The organism is Enterobacter sp. 241F3 (assembly GCF_034106785.1).
GTDB lineage: Bacteria > Pseudomonadota > Gammaproteobacteria > Enterobacterales > Enterobacteriaceae > Enterobacter > Enterobacter vonholyi.
This window is the reverse complement of sequence record NZ_JAWNDD010000001.1, coordinates 1,000,287-1,021,542: the sequence shown is the minus strand read 5'-3', so window position 1 is coordinate 1,021,542 and position 21,256 is coordinate 1,000,287. Positions and strand designations below refer to the sequence as shown.

The following is a 21,256-nucleotide window of genomic DNA, read 5'->3' as shown; positions in this document are numbered from 1 at the left end:
TTTAAGTTAAAATTAAGTTAATGCAAGTTTAAAAACTTGACGCAAGCCACAGGACGGGAAAAGAGTCAGGCTGCCGGAGCAAGGCTCCGGCGAGGAGAAGATCAGGCGTCGAACGGGGAATGGTTGTCGAGCACGGCCTGAATGACGTTCAGCGCGCCCTGATGGTTGTTGTCGTCGGTGCTGTAGCGGCTGATTTCTTTGATGCTTTCCGCCGCGTTACCCATCGCAAAGGAAAATTTTACCAGCTTCAGCATCTCGGCATCATTGCCGCTGTCGCCAATGGCCACGCACTCCTGAGGGGAGATTTTCCAGCGCTTCAGCAGACGGCTGATGCCGTTGGCTTTGTGCAGGCCGGGGATAATCAAATCGACAAACCCAAAGCCGCTGGTGACCGGCTTCATGATGCCGTCCAGGGAGACGTGCAGCTTATCCACCAGATTCGGGATATCGCTATCCGGCAGGTTCAGGGAGAACTTAAACAGCACGTCGTCAATGTCGCGGTAATCGCTGATGCGCTTTAAGCGGTGGTAGTGCTTTGACATCAGCGCCACGAAGGCGTCCGGGGCTTTGTCGCTGACGTAGGCGCTCTCCAGCCCGCAGGCCACGAAGTTCAGCCCTTTGTCTTTCAGCAGTTCGCCAATCACGATCTGCGATTCATGGCGCGTCAACTCGCCGTGAAAAATCTGTTCTCCGCGGTCGAACACCAGCGCGCCGTTTTCCGCCACGAAGGAGATCCGATCTTTTAGCTCTGGAAAGAAGGAGATGAGCTGGTAATACTGGTTGCCGCTGGCGACAACGAATTCAATATCGCGGGCTTTAAGCTTTTCAAACTGTGCCTGGAAGCGGTCACGATCGTACTGCTTGGCATCATCAAGGAAAGTTCCGTCCATATCGGTGACGATAACTTTAACGGTCATACTGTGCTCCTGGGTCACTGCGTTTTGAAACATTCTAATAACAAGGTGACGGGGAGCACAAATTTAATTTCATTCGAAAGTAAAAGCAAAACGGCAACTGAGGTTGCCGTTTTTAGTGTTTTCTCCCTCTCCCTGTGGGAGAGGGTCGGGGTAGGGCATCAGCGTGCGCATTTCCCCTGAGGTGATGCCCCGTTACAGCGTATGCTCAGTACGGGCAATAATATCGTCCTGTGCATCCGGCGACAGGGCGGTGAAGAACGCCGAGTAACCCGCGACGCGCACCACCAGGTCACGATACTGGTCAGGGTGTTTCTTCGCCTCCAGCAGCGTTTCGCGGGAGACAATGTTGTACTGAATATGCCAGCCCTTATGCACCTCGAAGAAGGTGCGCAGCAGCACCATCAGCTTCTGGCGATCGCTGTCGTTTTCCAGCGTTGACGGATTCAGCTTCTGGTTCAGCAGCACGCCGCCGAGAATCGCTTCCGTCGGCAGTTTGCCCACCGAGCCAATTACCGCCGTCGGGCCAAGGTGGTCGGTACCGGAAGCCGGGCTAGCCCCTTCCGCCAGCGGCGTATGCGCCTTACGTCCGTCCGGGGTCGCCATCGTCGCCGCGCCAAACGGCACGTTTGCGGAGATGGACGACGTGCCCGCGTAGTAGTTACCGCCAATCGGGCCGCGGCCGTAGCGAGGGTTGTGATACTGCTTAAGCTCTTCAATGTAGGTCTGATAAGCACGGGTCAGCAGCATATCCACGCTGTCATCGTCGTTACCGTACTTCGGCGCGCCGTTAATCAGACGCTGACGCAGCTGCTCGTGAGTCAGCCCGTCGAAGTCATCCGCCAGCGCCGCCGCCAGCTGCTGTTGGCCGATAGTGCCCTGTTCGAACACCAGCTTTTTCACCGCCGCCAGGCTGTTGCCGAGGTTGGCGATACCCACCTGCAGGCCGGAGACCCAGTCATACTTCGCGCCGCCCTGCTTGATGCTTTTCGCGCGCTCGATGCAGTCGTCCACCAGCGCCGAGCAGAGAATATCGTGGACGTTCTCTTCCAGCATGGTGTCCACCACGTACTCAATCTCAATGGACTTGCGGGTGTAGTAGCGGATCTGGCTATCCCAGGCTGCCATCACCTCCTCGAAATTGTCGAAGTTACCTGCAGAGAGTGCTTTCTCCTGCGGCAGGAATACCTTGCCGCTGGTGGCGTCGCGGCCGCCTTCCAGCGCCGCCAGCATCACGCGGGCGAAGTTGATGAAGCTCATGCCGGTGCAGCGATAGCCCCACTTGCCGCCAACTGCGGTTTCGATACAGCCAATGGCCGCGTAGTCGTAGGCGTCGTCGCGCTCAACGCCGAGCTTGATGAATTCCGGAATGACGATTTCATCGTTGTTGAACGCCGGCATCCCGAAGCCGCAGCGGATCACCTGCACGCACGCATCGAGGAAGTCGTTGCTCATGCCCGCGTGATAGCGCACGCTCAGGTTCGGCTGGGTGGAGCGCAGACGGCCGCAGGATTCCAGAATTGCGTAGGAGAGCGGGTTCACCGCGTCCATCGGCTCACCGTTGACCAGCTTCTGGCCGCCGATGGTGACGTTCTGGTACAGCGGGCTACCGGCAGAGGCTTTGGAGTGCGAGCCAGATCGGATCTTGTTCACTTCCAGCAGCTTCAGCCAGCAGCTGTGCAGCAGTTCAATGGCGTGTTCGCGGTCGAGGCTCTGGTTCAGCTCCACGTCGCGGCGGTAGTACGGATAGAGATACTGGTCCATACGCGCAAAGGAAACGGAGTGGCCGTTGGACTCAATCTGCAGGATCAGCTGAATGAAGTAGCACAGCTGCAGCGCCTGCCAGAAGGTTTTTGGCGGCTCGTGGGCAATCACGTCGCAGTTTTCCGCCATTGCCAGCAGCTCGTCGCGGCGGCTTTCGCGGGTTTCGGTCGAGGCCATTTCACGCGCCAGGTTGGCAAAACGTTTGATGTGCAGGCTTACCGCTTCCAGCACGATATCGATCGCCTTCAGGAACTGGTCGCCGTGAAGGTCTTCCAGCACCGTCAGGTTGATGCGCGAGCGGCGTTCGGCCACTTTGGCACGCAGGCCGTCGAGACCTTTCTCCAGCACCAGCGGGAAGTTCACCGCCAGGTGCGCGTCGCCTGATGTCATGTTGCCTTCGGCTTTGATAATGCCGGTTTCCAGCAGGCCTTTCTGCTCGTCGGTGAACATGCCGTAGCAGCGATCCTGCACCGTCTGGCCGCGCCACCACGGGCAGATCTCGTGCAGCACACGCTTGTTCTGTTCGCTCACCGCAAAGCCCGCGCCCGGGCGGTCTGCCAGGTCGTCGATCTCTTTCTCAATCCAGGAGACGGTGTATTCCGGGAAGATCGGCGCGGCGCGCACCTCGCTTGCCTGGTTACCGATAATCAGCTCGTCGTGTTTGATCCAGATGGTACGTTCGGCCAGGTGATGCGCCAGCGCCAGAGCGCGACGCACCGGGATCGGCTTGTCCATGTGCTGCTGGTACATTTCGGTGTAATGCTGCGCGCGCTCGGTACAGACTGGCGGCTTGACGATATGCACCAGGGCCGTTTTGTGCGCCTTAATGCGTTCGCTGAGGGTATTGAGATTCAGGGTGGTCATAAGTTTATCCTCGTAAGGTCGCGGTTAACCCTTTCTGGCGGGCGTACTGCTGCGCAAAGTCCAGCAGAGCAGGGTTATCCAGCGGTTTGTCAGGGGCAGAGTAGGGTTGGCCGAGCAGGGTGTATTTGTTCATGCCCAGCGTGTGATACGGCAGAAAATGAATATCGTCGACGCCGAGTTCATCGGCAGCGAAGTTGGTGATGGCGGTTATGGAGGCTTCATCTGCGTTGAAGCCCTGGATGAGCGGTACGCGGATGGTGATGTTCTTCCCTGCGGCGGCCAGGCGTTTCAGGTTATCCAGGATGCGCTTAGCCGAACCGTCCGTCCACTGCTTGAAAACGTCACCGTCGACATGCTTCAGGTCTGCGAGGAACAGATCGACGTACGGTAATGACGGCTCGATATAGTGCCACGGCACGTGAAGGCAGGTTTCGACGGCGGTGTGGATCCCCTGGTCATGGCTGGCTTTAAACAGGGCCTGTGCCAGATCCGGGTTCATAAACGGCTCGCCGCCGGAGAGGGTGATCCCGCCACCGCTGCGGTCGTAGAAGGGCTTGTCGCGCAGTACGGTCGCCATGATCTCCTCGACCTGCCGTTCTTCACCGCAGACGGTCAGCGCCTGCGTCGGGCAGCAGTCGGTGAGAGCATTAAGCGTCTCTTCACTCAGCTTTTCGCGGTGGATGATCGGGCCATTCAGCGCGCGTTCGATGCAGCCCGGCGCAGCCTGCTGGCACAGGTCGCAGCCGTCCAGGCACAGACGTGCATCAAACAGCACGTCCCGGCTGCGGGAGCGGCTTTCCGGGTTCTGGCACCAGCGACAGCCCAGCGAGCAGCCTTTCAGGAACACCACGGTACGAATACCGGGGCCGTCGTGGGTAGAGTAACGCTGAATATTGAAGATCATGTTTTTGCCTCTCATCTTGCATATGAAGATTAAATTACTTTCGAACGAAAGTTATCTTGATGCAGGTCAAATCTTCAGCAGGTTTCGTCGTGATAGGGTAAGTGCAGGCTAATTTTGAGGGTGACATCATGGAATTTTATCTCGACACATCTGACGTTGCGGCAGTCAAAAAGCTGGCGCGTATCTTCCCGCTGGCGGGCGTGACCACCAATCCAAGCATCGTAGCTGCCGGTAAAACGCCGCTTGATGAACTGCTGCCCGCGCTGCACGACGCGCTGGGCGGCAAAGGTCGTCTGTTCGCACAGGTGATGGCGACCACCGCCGAAGGGATGGTGGAAGAAGCGCGTAAGCTTCGCGCCATCATTAACGATCTGGTGGTGAAAGTGCCGGTAACCGCAGAAGGGCTGGCGGCGATCAAGATGCTGAAAGCGGAAGGGATCCCGACGCTGGGTACGGCAGTCTACGGTGCGGCGCAGGGGATGCTGTCCGCACTGGCGGGGGCGGAGTATGTGGCCCCTTACGTTAACCGCGTGGACGCGCAGGGCGGGGACGGGATCCAGACCGTAATTGAGCTGCAACAGTTGCTGACGCTGCACGCACCGCAGTCAAAGGTGCTGGCCGCGAGCTTTAAAACCCCGCGTCAGGCGCTGGACTGCCTGCTGGCAGGGTGCAAGTCCATCACGCTGCCGCTGGACGTGGCGCAGCAGTTTATTGCCTCTCCTGCGGTAGATGCTGCAATTGTGAAGTTTGAGCAGGACTGGCTGGGGGCGTTTGGCAGGACGTCGATTTGACGGGTGCGGCCTGATGCCCTCACCCCAACCCTCTCCCACAGGGAGAGGGAGCAAACACTAAAACGGCAACCTGAAGGTTGCCGTTTGCTTTAACCTCCGCACACCTCACACCCCGGGTTACGCATCAGCTTCATCTCGCGGAACTGGCAGGTCATCGCGTCATACATCACGATTTTCCCCGCTGCCGGCGTGCCGTAATTCGCCAGCACCTTGATCGCTTCCATAGCCTGCAATGAGCCAATCACGCCGACGAGCGGCGCCATCACGCCCGCCTCAACGCAGGTCAGCGCATTCTCACCAAACAGACGGCTCAGGCAGCGGTAGCAGGGTTCACCCTCGGCGTACGTGAAGACGCTGATTTGCCCCTCCATGCGGATAGCCGCGCCGGAAACCAGCGGCGTTTTATGAGCAAAACAGCCCGCGTTGAGCTGGTTTCGGACGGTGACGTTATCGGTGCAGTCCAGCACCAGGTCATGCTGCGCAATCTGCGCGAACAGCGCATCGTCATCCAGCATCGCGTCAATCAGGGTGAACTGTACGTTGGGGTTGATACGCGCCAGCGCCATGCGGGCAGAGTCCACTTTCGGCTGGCCCACCGTCGCGTCGCTGTGCAGCGTCTGGCGCTGCAGGTTGGAAACCGACACGGTATCGAAATCCAGCAGCGTCATCCTGCCCACGCCCGCCGCGGCAAGGTACTGCGCGGCGGCGCAGCCCAGCCCGCCCAGCCCGACGACCAGCACGCTGGCCGCCTTGAGCGCTTCCTGACCTTCGAAATCAAACCCGCGCAGCACGATCTGGCGGTTGTAGCGCATCATCTCCGGATCGCTCAGCTCCACCGTCATATCAACCTCCGAACAGGTGGTTAAAGCGTTCTATCTCAACCCATTCGCCGGCTTCCACGTTGCCGCGCTCGCGCTCCAGCACGATAAAGCAGTTGCCCAGGCTGAAGGAGCTGAAAATGTGTGAGCCCTGGTGCCCGGTGGTACTCACTTCGAGCTCGCCGTCCGCGTTGCGCGCCAGAATGCCGCGCTGAAAATCGAGACGACCCGGTGATTTTTTCAACCGCGTGGCGGCACGCACGCGCACGCGTTCCGGCAGCGGGCTGGCCTTGTTGCCGGAAAGCTTCGCCAGCAGCGGGATCGCCAGCTGGTAGAAGGTGAGTGCCGCCGAGACCGGGTTACCCGGCAGGCCGCAGAACCAGCTGTGTGAAAGCTTGCCAAACGCAAACGGCTTGCCCGGCTTGATCGCCAGCTTCCAGAAGGCGATTTCGCCCAGCTCTTCAAGAAGGGTTTTGGTGTAATCCGCTTCGCCCACGGAGACGCCGCCGGAGCTGATGACCACGTCGGCGGATTTATCCGCCTCGATAAACGCCGCGCGCAGTTTTTCCGGGTCGTCTGGAATGATGCCGAGGTTAATCACCTCGCAGCCCAGCTGCTCGAGCATCAGGTGTACCGCCAGGCGGTTGGTGTCGTAAATCTGGCCGTCCTGCAGCGGCTGGCCCGGAAGCTGCAGCTCGTCGCCGGTGGAGAAGACGGCGACGCGCACTTTGCGGATAACGTCGACTTCCGCGATGCCGAGCGAGGCCAGCACCGGCAGCTCTGCCACCGTCAGCCTTTGCCCGGCGGCAAAAACGGTCGCGCCGAGGGTAATGTCCTCGCCGGTACGGCGGATGTTCTGGCCCGCTTTAACGCTGGCGGTAAAACGCACGCCTTCGTCGGTCTGTTCGGTCTCTTCCTGCATTACCACGGCGTCGCAGCCGGCCGGAACCGGTGCGCCGGTCATGATGCGCACGCAGGTGCCCGCAGGCCATTCACCGCTAAACGGCTGACCCGCAAAGGCTTTACCCGCCACCGGCAGGGCGTTACCCGTCTGGAGATCCGCCAGGCGTACCGCGTAACCGTCCATCGCTGAGTTATCAAACCCCGGCACGTTAAGCGGAGAGACGATATCGCGCGCGGCAATACGGCCAAAACAGCGCACGAGGGGCAGCGTCTCTACGTCATGCAGCGGGGAAACTCGGTCAAGCATCTGCGTGAGTGCCGTCTCAAGCGGCATCAGTCCGGCGGTAAAATCCATGGTGGGCTCCTGCGGAGTAACAACGAAAGCGTCCATTATGGCAGAAAAGTGCGGCTAACTGTATGACCGAAGGGTGCACGCTTTACATCACTGTTACGTCTTTCTATATTCAAAAATCATCTGAAGTTTCGTCGACGATAATGATATTTATAGAAAAAGCCGCAAAACAGGCTAACGGGTGATGCGAATGGTTAATGCGGTAATCGCAATTCATGGTGGCGCCGGGGCAATCACCCGAGCACAGCTCAGTCCCCAGCAGGAAAAGCGCTACATCGACGCGCTGTACGCCATTGTGGAAACGGGCCAGAGAATGCTGGAAGCGGGCGAAAGCGCGCTGGACGTGGTCACCGAGGCGGTGCGCCTGCTGGAAGAGTGCCCGTTATTTAATGCGGGGATCGGTTCGGTCTTTACCCGGAATGAAACGCACGAGCTGGATGCCTGCGTGATGGACGGTATTACCCTGAAAGCGGGCGCCGTGGCGGGCGTCAGTCACCTGCGTAACCCGGTGCTGGCCGCGCGTCTGGTGATGGAAGAGAGTCCGCACGTGCTGCTGACGGGGGCCGGGGCGGAGACCTTTGCCTTTGAGCACGGGATGGAGCCGGTATCGCCCGATCTGTTTTCCACGGAAGCGCGCTATCAGCAGTTACTGGAAGCTCGTTCGGCGGGCATGACGCAGCTTGACCATACTGCGCCGCTGGATGAGCGCAGCAAAATGGGCACGGTCGGCGCGGTGGCACTCGATAAAGCCGGAAACCTCGCGGCGGCGACGTCAACGGGCGGGATGACCAACAAGCTGCCTGGACGCGTCGGCGACAGCCCGCTGCCGGGCGCGGGCTGCTATGCCAATAACGCGACGGCGGCGGTGTCGTGTACCGGCACCGGGGAAGTGTTTATTCGCGCCCTCGCGGCCTACGACATTACCGCGCTGATGGATTACGGCGGCTTAAGCCTGAGCGAGGCCTGCGAGCGCGTGGTGATGGAGAAACTGCCTGCCCTGGGCGGCGTCGGCGGACTCATTGCGGTGGATCGTGAGGGCAACGTGGCCCTGCCGTTCAACAGCGAAGGCATGTATCGCGCCTGGGGCTATGCCGGTGATGAGCCGTGCACGGGGATCTATCGTGAATAAGGGGGCAGCGCGTGCCGCACAGTGAAGAGCTGGACAACCGCGAAGTATTGGCTGTCCATCAGCTGAATATTGCGTTTCAGGAAGAGCGGCAGTTCTTCCCCGCAGTACAGAATTTATCGTTCACGCTCAGGCGCGGCGAGACGCTGGCGATTGTTGGCGAATCCGGTTCCGGAAAATCGGTCACCGCGCTGGCGCTGATGCGCCTGCTGGAACAGACGGGCGGGCAAATCAGCAGCGAGAAAATGCTCCTGCGCCGCCGTAACCGTCAGGTCATTGATTTAAATGAGCTGAGCGGTGCGCAGATGCAGGGCGTGCGCGGGGCGGATATCGCGATGATTTTCCAGGAGCCGATGACCTCCCTGAACCCGGTGTTCCCGGTCGGGGAGCAAATTGCCGAGTCTATCCGCCTGCATCAGGGACTGAGCGGCGACGAAGCGCTCAAAGAGGCACGACGGATGCTTGAGCTGGTGCGCATTCCGGAGGCACAGGCTATTCTGGGCCGCTATCCGCATCAGCTTTCCGGCGGCATGCGCCAGCGGGTAATGATCGCCATGGCGCTCTCCTGCCGTCCGGCGGTGCTCATTGCCGACGAGCCGACAACGGCGCTGGACGTGACCATTCAGGCGCAGATCCTGCAGCTCATCAACGTGCTGCAGCAGGAGATGGAGATGGGGGTGATCTTTATCACCCACGATATGGGCGTGGTTGCCGATATCGCCGATCGCGTACTGGTGATGCATAAGGGCTGCGCGGTAGAAACCGGCCCGGTCGAGCAGATTTTTCACGCGCCCGCGCATCCTTACACCAAAGCACTGCTGGCGGCGGTCCCGCGCCTGGGGGCGATGAACGGCAGCGATCTGCCGCGCCGTTTTCCGCTGATTTCCCTCGAGGCGTCTGAGCCGCAGGAGGATGAACGCGAGCAGGACACCGTGGTGCCGGGCAAGCCCATTCTGGAAGTACGAAATCTGGTCACCCGGTTTCCGCTGCGCAGCGGCGTACTGAACCGGGTGAAGCGCGAAGTGCACGCGGTGGAAAACGTCAGCTTCGACCTCTGGCCGGGCGAAACGCTGGCGCTGGTGGGGGAGTCCGGCTGCGGTAAATCCACGACCGGGCGCGCGCTGCTCCGTCTGGTGGAATCTCAGGAGGGCAGCATTACCTTTAACGGCGAGCGCATTGATACCCTTCCGGACAGCAGGCTGCAGGCGGTGCGGCGGGATATTCAGTTTATTTTTCAGGATCCGTATGCCTCCCTCGATCCGCGCCATACGGTGGGGTATTCGATCATGGAGCCGCTGCGGGTGCATAACCTGCTCGACGGCGAGGCGGCGCAGCGTCGCGTGGCCTGGCTGCTGGAGCGCGTTGGCCTGAAGCCGGAACACGCCTGGCGTTATCCGCACGAGTTTTCCGGCGGGCAGCGGCAGCGTATCTGCATCGCCCGCGCGCTGGCGCTGAACCCGAAAGTGGTGATTGCGGATGAATCCGTCTCTGCGCTGGATGTCTCTATCCGGGCGCAAATCATCAATCTGCTGCTTGATTTACAGCGGGATATGGGTATCGCCTTCCTGTTTATCTCGCACGACATGGCGGTGGTCGAGCGCATCAGCCATCGCGTGGCGGTAATGTTTATGGGGCAGATCGTGGAGATTGGGCCGCGAAGGGCTGTGTTCGAGAACCCGCAGCACCCGTACACCCGCAAGCTTATTGCGGCGGTTCCGGTTGCCGATCCCGCGCATCGTCACGGCCAGCGCGTGCTGCTGCAGGATGATATGCCGGGTAATATTCATAAACTCGGCGAGGCCGTGGAGCGCGTGACGCTTCGCGAGGTCGAGCCGGGTCATTTCGTCGCTCCCCCGCGTCAGGACAATGCTTTTTCGCGGTTATAACTTACAACAGGCAGGAGAACACAATGGTTACATTTGTAGCGCGTAGATGGTTGTTAGCCGCGAGCGTGACGGCAGCCCTGGCCGCTGCCCCCGCGTTCGCTGCCAAAGATGTGGTGGTTGCCGTCGGCTCCAATTTCACCACGCTCGATCCGTATGACGCCAACGACACGCTCTCTCAGGCGGTGGCGAAATCGTTCTACCAGGGCCTGTTCGGCCTGGATAAAGAGATGAAGCTCAAAAACGTGCTGGCGGAGGGGTACACCGTGTCCGACAACGGGCTGGTCTACACCATCAAGCTCAGAACCGGCGTGAAGTTCCAGGACGGGACAGACTTCAATGCGGAGGCGGTGAAGATTAACCTCGATCGCGCCAGCAATCCTGAAAACAGCCTCAAGCGCTATAACCTTTATAAAAACATCGCCAAAACCGAGGTGGTCGACCCGGCGACGGTAAAAATCACCCTGAAAGAGCCGTTCTCCGCGTTTATCAATATTCTGGCGCATCCGGCAACGGCGATGATTTCCCCTGCCGCGCTGCAGAAATACGGCAAAGAGATCGGTTTCCACCCTGTTGGCACCGGCCCTTACGAACTGCTCACCTGGAACCAGACCGATTTTGTGAAGGTGAAGAAGTTCGCGGGCTACTGGCAGCAGGGGCTGCCGAAGCTGGATACCATCACCTGGCGCCCGGTGGTGGACAACAACACCCGCGCGGCGATGCTGCAAACCGGCGAGGCGCAGTTTGCCTTCCCGATCCCGTATGAGCAGGCCGCCATTTTGCAGAAAAACAGCAAGCTGGAGCTGGTCGCCAGCCCGTCGATCATGCAGCGCTACATCAGCATGAACGTCACGCAAAAGCCGTTCGATAACCCGAAGGTGCGCGAAGCTATTAACTATGCCATTAACCGTCAGGCGCTGGTGAAGGTCGCTTTTGCGGGCTATGCCACCCCGGCCACCGGCGTGCTGCCGCCGGCTATCGCCTATGCGCAAAGCTATCAGCCGTGGCCGTACGATCCGGCTAAAGCGCGCGAGCTGCTGAAAGAGGCGGGCTTCCCGAACGGTTTTAGCACCACGCTGTGGTCGTCGCATAATCACAGCACCGCCCAGAAGGTGCTGCAGTTTACCCAGCAGCAGCTGGCGCAGGTGGGTATCAAGGTACAGGTCACGGCAATGGATGCCGGACAGCGTGCGGCAGAAGTGGAGGGGAAAGGGCAGAAAGAGAGCGGCGTGCGGATGTTCTACACCGGCTGGTCGGCATCGACTGGTGAAGCCGACTGGGCGCTGTCGCCGCTGTTTGCCTCGCAGAACTGGCCGCCAACCCTGTTCAACACCGCGTTCTACAGCAATCCGCAGGTGGACAAAGACCTGGCCGATGCGCTGAAAACCACTAAACCGGACGAGAAAGCTCGTCTCTATAAGGACGCACAGGACATCATCTGGAAAGAGTCGCCGTGGGTGCCGCTGGTGGTGGAGAAACTGGTGTCAGCCCATAACAAAGCGTTAACCGGGTTCTACATCATGCCTGATACGGGCTTTAGCTTTGACGATGCGGATTTAAAATAACGCCCATGCTGAATTATGTTTGTAAACGCCTGCTGGGGCTTATTCCGACGCTGCTGATTGTGGCGGTGCTGGTGTTTTTGTTTGTCCATATGCTGCCGGGCGATCCGGCGCGTCTGGTTGCCGGGCCCGAAGCGGATGCCACGGTCATTGATCTGGTGCGTAAACAGCTGGGTCTTGACCAGCCTCTGTATATGCAGTTTCTGCACTATATAGGCAACGTTCTTCAGGGTGACTTTGGTATCTCGATGGTGTCGCGCCGTCCGGTGTCGGAGGAGATCGCCAGCCGCTTTATGCCGACGTTCTGGTTGACGATTGCCAGCATGAGCTGGGCAGTCGTGTTTGGGCTTGGCGCCGGTATTGTCGCTGCCGTCTGGCGCAACCGCTGGCCGGACAAGCTCGGCATGGCGCTGGCGGTGACCGGCATCTCCTTCCCGGCGTTCGCGCTGGGGATGCTGCTGATGCAGATCTTCTCCGTTGAGCTGGGCTGGCTGCCCACCGTCGGGGCCGATACCTGGAAGCATTACATCCTGCCTTCCATGACGCTTGGGGCTGCCGTGTCGGCCGTGATGGCCCGCTTTACCCGCGCCTCGTTCGTTGACGTGCTGAGCGAAGATTATATTCGCACCGCGCGGGCGAAAGGGGTCAGCGAGAAGTGGGTCATTCTCAAGCACGGGTTCCGCAACGCGATGATCCCGGTGGTGACGATGATGGGGCTGCAGTTTGGCTTCCTGCTGGGCGGCTCTATCGTGGTGGAAAAAGTCTTCAACTGGCCGGGGCTGGGACGCCTGCTGGTCGATTCCGTCGAGATGCGCGACTACCCGGTGATTCAGGCGGAAGTGCTGCTTTTCTCGCTGGAATTTATTCTTATCAACTTAGTGGTGGACGTGCTCTACGCCGCCATTAACCCGGCCATCAGGTATAAGTAAGATGCGATTATTGAACTGGCGACGTCAGGCCGTTTTAAACGCGATGCCGGGGCTAAAACCGGACCACGTCCACACCCCGTGGTCTGAATTCTGGCGGCGTTTTCGCCGTCAGCCGGTCGCGATGACCGCGGGGCTGTTTGTGCTGCTGCTTATTGCAGTGGCGGTGATTGCGCCGTGGGTGGCGCCATTTGATGCGGAAAACTATTTTGACTATGACCGTCTGAACGACGGACCGTCGATGCTGCACTGGTTCGGCGTGGACTCCCTCGGGCGCGATATCTTTAGCCGCGTGCTGGTCGGGGCGCAAATCTCGCTTGCCGCCGGGGTGTTCGCGGTGCTGATCGGCGCGGCCATCGGTACCGTGCTGGGGCTCGTTGCCGGATATTACGAAGGCTGGTGGGACCGCATCATCATGCGCATCTGCGACGTGCTGTTTGCTTTTCCCGGCATTCTGCTGGCGATTGCGGTGGTGGCGATCATGGGCAGCGGCATGGCCAACGTCATCATTGCGGTCGCGGTGTTTTCGATTCCGGCGTTTGCGCGCCTGGTGCGCGGCAACACGCTGGTGCTGAAACAGCAGACCTTTATAGAATCTGCCCGCAGCATGGGGGCCAGCGACGCCACCATCCTGTTCAGCCATATTCTGCCGGGTACGGTGTCGTCCATCGTGGTCTATTTCACCATGCGTATCGGCGTGTCGATTATCTCGGCGGCCAGCCTGTCGTTTTTAGGGTTGGGTGCTCAGCCTCCAACGCCGGAGTGGGGCGCGATGCTGAACGAGGCGAGGGCGGATATGGTGATTGCACCGCACGTGGCGATCTTCCCGAGCCTGGCGATTTTCCTGACCGTGCTGGCGTTTAACCTGTTAGGTGACGGGCTGCGCGACGCGCTGGATCCGAGGATTAAGGGATAGCGCAGTGAAATGTGCCGGGTGGCGGCTACGCCTTACCCGGCCTACAAAAGAGGAGCAGGAAGATTAAACCCGGCTACCCCACAGGTCATACTCGTCCGCGTTTTCAACCTTCACGCGAATAATATCACCCGGCTTAACGCTGGTTTCGCCGTTCAGGTACACCGCACCGTCGATTTCAGGGGCGTCCGCCATGCTGCGGCCAATCGCGCCTTCTTCGTCAACTTCGTCGATAATAACCATGATCTCGCGGCCCACTTTTTCCTGCAGACGCTCGGCAGAAATCTGCTGCTGCAGCTGCATGAAGCGGTTCCAGCGTTCTTCTTTCACCTCTTCCGGCACCTGGTCCGCCAGCTCGTTGGCGGTTGCGCCTTCTACCGGGCTGTACTTGAAGCAGCCGACGCGGTCCAGACGCGCTTCTTTCAGGAAGTCGAGCAGCATCTGGAAGTCTTCTTCGGTTTCACCCGGGAAGCCGACGATGAAGGTGGAGCGCAGCGTCAGATCCGGGCAGATCTCACGCCACTGCTTGATGCGGGCCAGCTGGCGGTCAACGGAGCCAGGGCGCTTCATCAGCTTCAGGATACGCGGGCTCGCGTGCTGCAGCGGGATGTCCAGGTACGGCAGAATTTTGCCTTCCGCCATCAGTGGGATGACATCGTCAACGTGCGGGTACGGGTAGACGTAGTGCAGGCGCGTCCAGATACCGAGTTTGGACAGCTGCTCGCACAGGCCGACCATGCTGGTTTTCACCGGCTCGCCGTTGTGGAAACCGGAGCGGTGCTTCACGTCCACGCCGTAGGCAGAGGTGTCCTGGGAGATGACCAGCAGCTCCTTCACGCCCGCGTCGGCAAGACGTTTAGCTTCCGCCAGCACTTCGCCAATCGGACGGCTCACCAGATCGCCACGCATGGATGGGATGATGCAGAAGGTGCAGCGATGGTTACAGCCTTCGGAAATTTTCAGGTACGCGTAGTGGCGCGGCGTCAGCTTCACGCCCTGTTCCGGCACCAGGCTCAGGAACGGGTTATGCTTTGGTTTTGGCACGTAGTGATGAACATGTTGCAGCACCTGCTCGTAGCTGTGCGGGCCGGTAATCTCCAGCACCTTCGGGTGCACTTCGCGGATCTGGTCTTCTTTCGCGCCCAGACAGCCGGTCACGATCACTTTGCCGTTTTCGGTCAGCGCTTCACCGATGGCTTCCAGTGATTCCTGGACCGCGCTGTCGATAAACCCGCAGGTGTTAACGATCACCATATCGGCGTTGTCGTAGCTTGGCACCACGTCATAGCCCTCGGTGCGCAGTTCGGTCAGGATGCGTTCTGAATCCACCAGGTTTTTCGGGCAGCCCAGGGAGACGAAGCCGATTTTCGGCTGGTGCGTAACATTGCTCATAGGTTAAAAATTCATCAATTATGGAGTTATCAGGGCGGGATTTTACAGCGTATCGCGGGGGATTTATACACTCTTTGCAAGGTGGATGCGTCGGGCTGACGTTGTAACATTGTAAATAATGTTAATCAGTTAATAAAAATTGATCCCAGGCATTAAACTGTACAAAAAATGAACTTATCCTGACTATGCACCATGGCTGACAGAGGAGGAAAGAGCATGACCGTTGACAGACTAAAACGCGATCTGCTGAACAAGCTGATCAACGCCCGAATCGACCTGGCCGCGTACCTGCAGTTGAGGAAGGCAAAAGGGTATATGTCAGTCAGCGAAAGCGAACATCTGCGTGATAACCTGTTTGAACTGTGTAATTTCATGCGTGAAAAAGCACCGACCCTGAAGGCGAATTACGGCGAAAGTGAGCTGATCGCGCTGCGCCGCGCCGCTGAGGTGCTCTCCATCGCTGGGGTATGTCTGATGAACGGACGCCACGACTGCCCGAACTTTATCGCCGTAAACGCGGAGAAGCTGGAAAACTGCCTGACAACGCTCTCTCTATGCATCATGTGCCTGAACGAGCACGAGAAGCTTGAACAGCACTGATCCAGGGGGAGGCAACTCCCCCTTCTGCTTAAGCTTTTGTAAAAGTGCTAACGCGCCCGGACGCAGTGGCTAATCTTTATGCCATATGCCGATAAAGGAGTGCGTTATGCCTCGATCCTCGCTGATTTACCTGCCTGTATTATTCATTCCGTTTTCACTTCTTGCTGCGCCAGAGGCGGTGAAGGTCGATGTGCTGCAAAACAGACTCGATCACCCCTGGTCCCTGGCGTTTCTGCCGGATAATGACGGGCTGCTGGTGACCCTGAAGGGTGGTCAGCTCAAACGCTGGCAGGCCGGAAAAGGGCTCTCCGATCCGATTGTCGGCGTGCCGAAGGTCTGGGCAAACGGTCAGGGCGGGTTGCTGGATGTGGTGCTTGCCCCGGATTTTGAGAAGTCGCGCCGCGTCTGGCTGAGCTACGCCGAGGCCGGGCATGACGGCAAAGCCGGCACGGCGGTAGGCTATGGCCGCCTGAGCGACGACTATTCCCGCATCGAGGGATTCAAGGTGGCGTTTCGCCAGATACCGAAACTCTCAACCGGTAACCATTTTGGCGGGCGGCTGGTGTTCGACGGCAAAGGCTCTCTCTTTATTGGACTCGGCGAGAATAATCAGCGTCCGACGGCGCAGGATCTGGATAAATTGCAGGGTAAAGTGGTGCGCCTTACCGAAGACGGAAAAGTCCCGCCGGATAACCCCTTTGTGAATACCCCCGGTGCGCGACCCGAAATCTGGTCTTACGGCATTCGCAACCCGCAGGGGATGGCGATGAACCCCTGGAGCGACACGCTCTGGCTGAACGAGCACGGCCCGCGAGGCGGGGATGAGATCAACATTCCGGAGAAAGGAAAAAACTACGGCTGGCCGCTGGCGACGCACGGCATTAACTACAGCGGCCTGAAAATCCCGGAAGCCAAAGGCAAGCACGTTGAAGGAACCGAAAAACCGCTGTTCGTCTGGAAAGTTTCACCCGCGGTGAGCGGCATGGCGTTCTACAACAGCGACGTTTTCCCGCAGTGGAAAAACAAGCTGTTTATCGGCGCGCTGAAGGAGAAGGACGTGATCGTGCTGAGCGTGGAGGGAAACAAGGTGACGGAGGACGGGCGCATTCTGGGCGACCGGGACCAGCGTATTCGCGACGTGCGGGTGGGGCCGGATGGGTATCTGTATGTCCTGACCGACGAGACGGACGGGCAGCTGTTGAAAGTCAGCCCGTCCGGCGCGTAATCAGGTGACCGGGAGCATCACGACGTTACGGTAAGCCGGGCGATCGCTCAGCTGTTTAAGCCAGCGCTCAAGGTGAGGGCGCGGCGTCCACTTCAGACCCATATTGGTCAGGTTCCAGACGAAGGGTGCCACGGCGATATCGCCTGTGCCGAACGCCTCGCCGGAGAACCAGGCGTGCTTCGCCAGCTCGTCATCCATCATCGCAAACAGATTTTCGCAGGCATCCTGCGCGGCGTGAATTGCGGGATAGTCGCGTTCAGCTTCCGGCGTGCGGATAAGCCCCATCAGGATCACGCGGTGGGTCGGGGACAGCGTCTGGTTCGCCCAGTCCATCCACTTTTCGCCCTGAGCGCGCCGGGCGGGATTCTCAACCCACAGGCGGCCCTGACCGTACTGCGCGGCGAGGTAACGCACAATGGTGTTGGACTCCCAAAGCGTCGCGTCTGTTTCATCATCGCGCAGCAGCGGCACCAGGCCGTTCGGGTTCATGGCCAGATAGTCGGCCTCTTTGTTTACGCCGAACGACATGCCGGCCATGATTTGATTGAACGGTAAATCCAGCTCCTCGAGCGTCCAGAGCACTTTCTTAACGTTGGTCGAGTTGTTCCTGCCCCAAAGCGTAATCATATTTACTCCTGATGAGATGTGAATCCGTGTCAGCTTTCGCCATGGTGAGATAAACCTAACAATTACGCAACAGAAGACAAAAAAATCGTCTGAATCAAAGCGTATCTGAATGTTATTGCATAAACTTTAATAACTTTACCCTCGTTGGGTTTCTTTAACCGTTTTAGTGCGCTATTACTCATCGCTTCTTGCGACACGGTGATGTGACGTAATTTTTGAATGGACACTCGGGTGGCATTTATGACGCGTAAAATGACTTCTCTGCGCAGCCTTGCGACAGGCTCTGCGCTCCTTTTCCTGTTTGCACCAACTCTCTACGCAGCTGAGCAGGCTGCGCCCGAAGCGCCGCCTGTGGACGCGCGCGCCTGGATCCTGATGGATTATTCCAGCGGTAAAGTGCTGGCGGAAGGTAATGCAGATGAGAAACTCGATCCGGCAAGCCTGACCAAAATCATGACCAGCTATGTGGTCGGCCAGGCGCTGAAAGCGGGCAAGATCAAGCTGGACGATATGGTCACCATCGGGAAGGATGCCTGGGCGACCGGCAACCCGGCGCTGCGGGGATCTTCCGTGATGTTCCTGAAGCCTGGGGATCAGGTCTCCGTTTCCGATCTGAACAAAGGGGTAATTATTCAGTCGGGAAATGATGCGTGCATTGCGCTGGCCGATTATGTTGCCGGCAGCCAGGATTCTTTCATTGGCTTGATGAATGGTTACGCGCAGAAACTGGGCTTAACCAACACCACGTTCAAAACAGTTCACGGTCTGGATTCGCCGGGACAGTTCAGTACCGCGCGCGACATGGCGCTGCTGGGGAAAGCGCTGATCCACGACGTGCCGGATGAATACGCCATCCATAAAGAGAAAGAGTTTACCTTCAATAAAATCCGTCAGCCGAACCGCAACCGCCTGCTGTGGAGCAGCAACGTTAACGTGGACGGAATGAAAACCGGCACCACGGCGGGCGCGGGCTATAACCTGGTGGCCTCCGCGACCCAGGGCGACATGCGCCTGATTTCGGTAGTGCTGGGCACCAAAACCGACCGTATTCGCTTTAATGAGTCAGAAAAACTGCTGACGTGGGGCTTCCGCTTCTATGAAACCGTGACGCCGATTAAACCGGATGCCACGTTCGTCAGCCAGCGCGTCTGGTTTGGTGACAAGAGCGAAGTGAACCTGGGCGCGGGTGAGGCGGGCTCGGTGACCATTCCGCGCGGTCAGCTGAAAAACCTGAAGGCCAGCTACACCCTGACCGATCCGCAGCTCACCGCGCCACTGAAAAAAGGCCAGGTAGTCGGGACGATTGATTTCCAGCTAAACGGTAAATCAATTGAACAGCGTCCGTTAATTGTAATGGAAGCGGTCGAAGAGGGCGGCTTCTTCAGCCGGATGTGGGATTTCGTGATGATGAAATTTCACGGGTGGTTCGGCAGCTGGTTCAGCTAAACCTGATGGGTTTTCTCCCTCTCCCTGTGGGAGAGGGCTGGGGTGCGGGCATCAGACCGCACCCTCTTAATACATCAATTTCACCTGCTGCGCCTTCGCGTGGGCCACAATCTCGTCGTCCGGGCGGCAGTCGCTGACGATGGCGTCGAACTGCGCCAGCTCGCCCATTCTTGCCGAACGGACCTTACCAAACTTGCTGTGATCGACCACCAGAACATGGTACTGCGCGGCGCTTAATGCCCAGTGCTTCACCGGCAGCTCTTCCAGGTTAAAGCAGGTTGCGCCCTGGCGCACGTTGACGCCCGCCGCGGAATAAAACGCGATATCCGGGCAGAGATTGCTGAGCGTGTCCTGCAGGTTGAGCGGCTTAAAGATGGCGTTGCTGGCGTGAAACTCGCCGCCGCACAGGATCACCCGGCACTCGGGTTTCTCCTGAAGCGCCAGAAAGGTGTTCAGGGAGTAGCACACGGCAGTAAAAGGAATGCTGCTGTCGATGGCCTCGATAATCCACGGCGTGGTGGTGCCGCAGTCAAAAAATAGCGTCTGGTGCGGCTGTACCAGCGAGGCTGCAAGCCGGGCGGCTTTGCGTTTCTCTTCCACCAGGCGCGTCTTCTGGTCGCTGATCAGATAATGGCTGGCGCTACGCGGCTCAAGCACAATATACCCGCCCAGCAGCACGACGGGCGCGCTTTCGCTGTTAAGATCCCGACGAATGGTCATCTCTGAGACGCCGAGGAGGTTGGCGGCTTCCTTAAGATGCAGCTTATCGCTGCGCTTCAGCGCCTGTAGCAGCTGAGCAATGCGGTCATCGCGACGTGTTTCCATAGTTCCTCGGGATAAAAAAGTGAACCCCCGCAGGGCGGGGGTTCAAGTGTAACCTGACAGGTTGGGGTTAGTCACGTATCCAGCCTTTGCGGATCGGGATAGCGAAAATGGCGCGATAGAGTGATGACAGCGTGCGGTAGAGCGCTTCACCGAAGAGGCTCCACAGGATAGCCGAGCTCACGCAGCCAATCAGCCCGACCAGGAAGCCGCCCACCATATCCAGCGGCCAGTGGACGCCCAGGTAAACGCGAGACCAGGCGATGGCCACGGCGACCACCATCAGCACCGCACCAGACCACAGGCGATGCCAGAACAGGAAGGCTAGCGCAAAGGTGAAGATCACCGTACCGTGATCGCTCGGGAACGAGTCATCCGGCGCATGATGCAGGAAGGTATAGCCGACGTGATCGACAAACGGACGATCGTGCGGGAACGCGTGGCCCAGAATGTAGCTCACCAGGACGCTTACGCCGAGAGCCATCGCCACTTTGATTACCAGCTTGCGCTGTGCTTTTACCTGGCTACGAGGCCCCCACAGCCAGAGAATGGCTGCCAGCGCGGGCACGATACCGATCAGGTCTTTTGCCAGAAAGGTGGCAAAGTCGATCATCCACTCGGGCGAGGCCGGTGTGGCGTTGATCAGATAAAACAGCTGATAATTCAGATTCTCTAGCATAGCGTTATCACTCTTTAGCAAACCGGGTGGAAATCAGCCCGTAGACCACCACCTGGGAAAACCAGACCCACCACCCGGCCCACAGGTTGTGAGAGAAAAAATGCGCCCCGCGCATGACCTGACCGAAGCCCATCGCCAGACCTAACACCACGCCCAGCGCGACGAAGCACCAGGCGAGACGCGGACGTTCGCGCCAGAAGGCAAAAAACAGCCCCATCACCATAAAGCCGCTGGAGGCATGACCGCCGGGGAAACAGCGCCCCGGACCGCTGTCAGCAGGAATGGCGCTGAACAGGGGGTAGGACACGGCCTTCCCGCCATATTCCACCAGGTCCCACGGACAGCTGTGATGGCTCATGCTTTTCAGCAGGCCTACCACCAGCGCGCCAACGCCCATCAGCATCGCCGCCGTAACCAGCCTTGCGTTACGCTTGTAGGCGCCGTAAAACAGCGCCGCGGCGCCTAAGGCGATGGCAATGTACTTCGCCAGTCGGTGGTTGAGCAGATCCAGCAGGTGGTCTTTCTGCAGCGGAAAGCTCTGCGTCGCCGCGTCATACCAAAAGCCGGTGATCCATCTGTCGAGCGCTTCATTGCGCGATAGCCACGTAAATACCACGGCAAGGGCAATCAGTATGAAAAGCTGATAACCATAAAAGCGGGACGGTAAGCGGTAAAGGCGTTTTGTCTTATTTGTCTGTAACTTAGACAATTCTGAACGGCTGGAGGTAAGTGCCATGATTTGGGG

Annotated in this window: 19 protein-coding genes; 9 read left to right on the top strand and 10 right to left on the bottom strand. The window is 58.8% G+C overall.

From position 1 onward, the window contains the following. Positions 1–101: 101 nt before the first annotated feature. The 3 genes from UR504_RS04825 to UR504_RS04815 form a co-directional block, all read right to left on the bottom strand. Entirely contained in the window at positions 102–917 is an 816-nt protein-coding gene (locus tag UR504_RS04825) for a Cof-type HAD-IIB family hydrolase (RefSeq protein ID WP_302234625.1), read from the bottom strand. 192 nt (positions 918–1,109) lie between these two features. After that, positions 1,110–3,542: a formate C-acetyltransferase/glycerol dehydratase family glycyl radical enzyme gene (locus tag UR504_RS04820; protein WP_302234626.1), complete on the bottom strand. Its 2,433-nt coding sequence runs from the start codon at positions 3,540–3,542 to the stop codon at positions 1,110–1,112. Between the two features lie 4 nt (positions 3,543–3,546). Next, the gene (locus tag UR504_RS04815; protein WP_302234627.1) at positions 3,547–4,446 is read right to left on the bottom strand and encodes a glycyl-radical enzyme activating protein; all 900 of its coding nucleotides are present in this window, start codon (positions 4,444–4,446) and stop codon (positions 3,547–3,549) included. Between the two features lie 128 nt (positions 4,447–4,574). Here UR504_RS04815 and fsa point away from each other — a divergent pair, with 128 nt between their 5' ends. Next, a complete protein-coding gene (fsa, locus tag UR504_RS04810) occupies positions 4,575–5,237 on the top strand; it encodes a fructose-6-phosphate aldolase (protein WP_302234628.1) in 663 nt (220 codons plus the stop codon). Positions 5,238–5,326: 89 nt separating this feature from the next. On the opposite strand, the gene moeB is transcribed toward fsa, so the two are convergent. Then, positions 5,327–6,079, bottom strand: a complete 753-nt coding sequence (moeB, locus tag UR504_RS04805) for a molybdopterin-synthase adenylyltransferase MoeB (protein ID WP_302234629.1) — start codon at positions 6,077–6,079, stop codon at positions 5,327–5,329. Position 6,080: 1 nt separating this feature from the next. Beyond that, the gene (gene moeA / locus UR504_RS04800) at positions 6,081–7,313 is read right to left on the bottom strand and encodes a molybdopterin molybdotransferase MoeA (RefSeq protein WP_302234630.1); all 1,233 of its coding nucleotides are present in this window, start codon (positions 7,311–7,313) and stop codon (positions 6,081–6,083) included. A gap of 187 nt (positions 7,314–7,500) precedes the next feature. On the opposite strand from moeA, the gene iaaA reads away from it, so the two are divergent. From iaaA to gsiD, 5 genes are read left to right on the top strand one after another with little or no spacing between them, the layout of a single operon-like run. Further along, on the top strand, positions 7,501–8,439 hold the full coding sequence (gene iaaA, locus UR504_RS04795; protein WP_320739394.1) for a beta-aspartyl-peptidase: 939 nt from the start codon (positions 7,501–7,503) through the stop codon (positions 8,437–8,439). A gap of 11 nt (positions 8,440–8,450) precedes the next feature. Beyond that, complete coding sequence (gsiA, locus tag UR504_RS04790) at positions 8,451–10,322, top strand: glutathione ABC transporter ATP-binding protein GsiA (RefSeq protein ID WP_302234632.1); 1,872 nt, start codon at positions 8,451–8,453, stop codon at positions 10,320–10,322. 23 nt (positions 10,323–10,345) lie between these two features. Next, positions 10,346–11,884, top strand: coding sequence for a glutathione ABC transporter substrate-binding protein GsiB (gsiB, locus tag UR504_RS04785; protein WP_115874577.1), 1,539 nt, complete (start codon positions 10,346–10,348; stop codon positions 11,882–11,884). 5 nt (positions 11,885–11,889) lie between these two features. Beyond that, positions 11,890–12,810, top strand: coding sequence for a glutathione ABC transporter permease GsiC (gsiC, locus tag UR504_RS04780; protein ID WP_127730177.1), 921 nt, complete (start codon positions 11,890–11,892; stop codon positions 12,808–12,810). A 1-nt stretch (position 12,811) separates the two neighbouring features. Then, a complete protein-coding gene (gene gsiD / locus UR504_RS04775) occupies positions 12,812–13,723 on the top strand; it encodes a glutathione ABC transporter permease GsiD (protein ID WP_115874579.1) in 912 nt (303 codons plus the stop codon). A gap of 63 nt (positions 13,724–13,786) precedes the next feature. On the opposite strand, the gene rimO is transcribed toward gsiD, so the two are convergent. After that, positions 13,787–15,112, bottom strand: coding sequence for a 30S ribosomal protein S12 methylthiotransferase RimO (gene rimO / locus UR504_RS04770; RefSeq protein WP_023335043.1), 1,326 nt, complete (start codon positions 15,110–15,112; stop codon positions 13,787–13,789). Positions 15,113–15,328: 216 nt separating this feature from the next. On the opposite strand from rimO, the gene bssR reads away from it, so the two are divergent. Both bssR and UR504_RS04760 read left to right on the top strand, forming a co-directional pair. After that, positions 15,329–15,712 (top strand): biofilm formation regulator BssR, encoded by a 384-nt coding sequence (bssR, locus tag UR504_RS04765; RefSeq protein ID WP_111963863.1) that lies wholly within the window; start codon positions 15,329–15,331, stop codon positions 15,710–15,712. A gap of 106 nt (positions 15,713–15,818) precedes the next feature. Beyond that, positions 15,819–16,937 carry a PQQ-dependent sugar dehydrogenase gene (locus UR504_RS04760; protein WP_302234633.1) on the top strand — a complete coding sequence of 373 codons (1,119 nt, stop codon included), beginning with the start codon at positions 15,819–15,821 and terminating at the stop codon, positions 16,935–16,937. Here the strand turns inward: UR504_RS04760 and UR504_RS04755 are convergent, their stop codons facing one another. Then, on the bottom strand, positions 16,938–17,564 hold the full coding sequence (locus tag UR504_RS04755) for a glutathione S-transferase family protein (RefSeq protein ID WP_252092675.1): 627 nt from the start codon (positions 17,562–17,564) through the stop codon (positions 16,938–16,940). Positions 17,565–17,804: 240 nt separating this feature from the next. On the opposite strand from UR504_RS04755, the gene dacC reads away from it, so the two are divergent. Further along, the gene (gene dacC / locus UR504_RS04750; RefSeq protein WP_047653218.1) at positions 17,805–19,010 is read left to right on the top strand and encodes a serine-type D-Ala-D-Ala carboxypeptidase; all 1,206 of its coding nucleotides are present in this window, start codon (positions 17,805–17,807) and stop codon (positions 19,008–19,010) included. 66 nt (positions 19,011–19,076) lie between these two features. On the opposite strand, the gene deoR is transcribed toward dacC, so the two are convergent. The 3 genes from deoR to UR504_RS04735 form a co-directional block, all read right to left on the bottom strand. After that, positions 19,077–19,835, bottom strand: a complete 759-nt coding sequence (deoR, locus tag UR504_RS04745) for a DNA-binding transcriptional repressor DeoR (protein ID WP_008503427.1) — start codon at positions 19,833–19,835, stop codon at positions 19,077–19,079. A 67-nt stretch (positions 19,836–19,902) separates the two neighbouring features. Continuing rightward, positions 19,903–20,511 (bottom strand): undecaprenyl-diphosphate phosphatase, encoded by a 609-nt coding sequence (gene ybjG / locus UR504_RS04740; RefSeq protein WP_302234634.1) that lies wholly within the window; start codon positions 20,509–20,511, stop codon positions 19,903–19,905. 7 nt (positions 20,512–20,518) lie between these two features. Further along, complete coding sequence (locus UR504_RS04735; protein WP_302234635.1) at positions 20,519–21,247, bottom strand: phosphatase PAP2 family protein; 729 nt, start codon at positions 21,245–21,247, stop codon at positions 20,519–20,521. Positions 21,248–21,256 lie beyond the last annotated feature (9 nt).

What these genes read in the sequence shown, in the direction of transcription:
- UR504_RS04825 (WP_302234625.1), bottom strand. Translation starts at nt 917, where the DNA reads ATGACCGTTAAAGTTATCGTCACCGATATGGACGGAACTTTCCTTGAT.
- UR504_RS04820 (WP_302234626.1), bottom strand. Translation starts at nt 3,542, where the DNA reads ATGACCACCCTGAATCTCAATACCCTCAGCGAACGCATTAAGGCGCAC.
- UR504_RS04815 (WP_302234627.1), bottom strand. Translation starts at nt 4,446, where the DNA reads ATGATCTTCAATATTCAGCGTTACTCTACCCACGACGGCCCCGGTATT.
- fsa (WP_302234628.1), top strand. Translation starts at nt 4,575, where the DNA reads ATGGAATTTTATCTCGACACATCTGACGTTGCGGCAGTCAAAAAGCTG.
- moeB (WP_302234629.1), bottom strand. Translation starts at nt 6,079, where the DNA reads ATGACGGTGGAGCTGAGCGATCCGGAGATGATGCGCTACAACCGCCAG.
- moeA (WP_302234630.1), bottom strand. Translation starts at nt 7,313, where the DNA reads ATGGATTTTACCGCCGGACTGATGCCGCTTGAGACGGCACTCACGCAG.
- iaaA (WP_320739394.1), top strand. Translation starts at nt 7,501, where the DNA reads ATGGTTAATGCGGTAATCGCAATTCATGGTGGCGCCGGGGCAATCACC.
- gsiB (WP_115874577.1), top strand. Translation starts at nt 10,346, where the DNA reads ATGGTTACATTTGTAGCGCGTAGATGGTTGTTAGCCGCGAGCGTGACG.
- gsiC (WP_127730177.1), top strand. Translation starts at nt 11,890, where the DNA reads ATGCTGAATTATGTTTGTAAACGCCTGCTGGGGCTTATTCCGACGCTG.
- gsiD (WP_115874579.1), top strand. Translation starts at nt 12,812, where the DNA reads ATGCGATTATTGAACTGGCGACGTCAGGCCGTTTTAAACGCGATGCCG.
- rimO (WP_023335043.1), bottom strand. Translation starts at nt 15,112, where the DNA reads ATGAGCAATGTTACGCACCAGCCGAAAATCGGCTTCGTCTCCCTGGGC.
- bssR (WP_111963863.1), top strand. Translation starts at nt 15,329, where the DNA reads ATGACCGTTGACAGACTAAAACGCGATCTGCTGAACAAGCTGATCAAC.
- UR504_RS04760 (WP_302234633.1), top strand. Translation starts at nt 15,819, where the DNA reads ATGCCTCGATCCTCGCTGATTTACCTGCCTGTATTATTCATTCCGTTT.
- UR504_RS04755 (WP_252092675.1), bottom strand. Translation starts at nt 17,564, where the DNA reads ATGATTACGCTTTGGGGCAGGAACAACTCGACCAACGTTAAGAAAGTG.
- dacC (WP_047653218.1), top strand. Translation starts at nt 17,805, where the DNA reads ATGACGCGTAAAATGACTTCTCTGCGCAGCCTTGCGACAGGCTCTGCG.
- deoR (WP_008503427.1), bottom strand. Translation starts at nt 19,835, where the DNA reads ATGGAAACACGTCGCGATGACCGCATTGCTCAGCTGCTACAGGCGCTG.
- ybjG (WP_302234634.1), bottom strand. Translation starts at nt 20,511, where the DNA reads ATGCTAGAGAATCTGAATTATCAGCTGTTTTATCTGATCAACGCCACA.
- UR504_RS04735 (WP_302234635.1), bottom strand. Translation starts at nt 21,247, where the DNA reads ATGGCACTTACCTCCAGCCGTTCAGAATTGTCTAAGTTACAGACAAAT.